This is a genomic window from Methylophaga sp. UBA1464, from assembly GCF_002325665.1.
In the GTDB taxonomy this organism is placed as follows: domain Bacteria; phylum Pseudomonadota; class Gammaproteobacteria; order Nitrosococcales; family Methylophagaceae; genus Methylophaga.
Genome location: NZ_DCSO01000042.1, coordinates 1 through 625, shown reverse-complemented (window position 1 = coordinate 625; position 625 = coordinate 1). Strand labels below are relative to the sequence as shown.

General features: G+C 45.6%; 1 protein-coding gene. It reads left to right on the top strand.

Going from position 1 to position 625, the window contains the following annotated elements; translation table 11 throughout:
- Positions 1-95 precede the first annotated feature (95 nt).
- The coding region (locus tag B3O33_RS04105) for an MT-A70 family methyltransferase (protein ID WP_292363016.1) at positions 96-625 on the top strand (530 nt) is incomplete at its 3' end.

Genomic DNA, 625 nt, shown 5'->3' with positions numbered 1-625 from the left:
GTGAGTCATGGATAAATTCAAACTCTGTCCATACTGCGGATCCTCACGTATTCGAAAAGACGTGCATCAACATACGGGCGATACTGGTGAATTTGATGTTGATGTTATCGAGTGCCTGGACTGTGATGCTGTTGCGCCTGAGCGAACTTGGAATTGTCGGGTGGATAAAAATGAACTTTCCAGATAAAAAATACCACGCGATTTATGCGGATCCGCCTTGGACGTATCGAGACAAAGCGAATAGTGGCCAGCGTGGAGCTGGCCACAAATATCCTTGTATGACGTTATCGGATTTGATGCAGCTGCCTATCAATCAAATTGCGGATAAAGACTGCGTTTTATTTATGTGGCATGTGCCACCGATGCCGATGGAGGCATTAAAACTGGTCGAAGCCTGGGGTTTTAAATTCAGCACAATGAAAGGCTTTACCTGGATAAAGCTAAACAAGCAGTTTGCTCGGGTGGTTAAACAGTATTTTGCGATTGGCCATGATGAATTGATGCAAATGACCGATCACAACATCACCAGGTTAATGCTCAGCCTGACGAAAATGGGGATGGGTAACTTTACCCGTACGAATTCAGAAGACTGCTTAATCGCCGTTCGTGGCAATGGCCTGAAGCG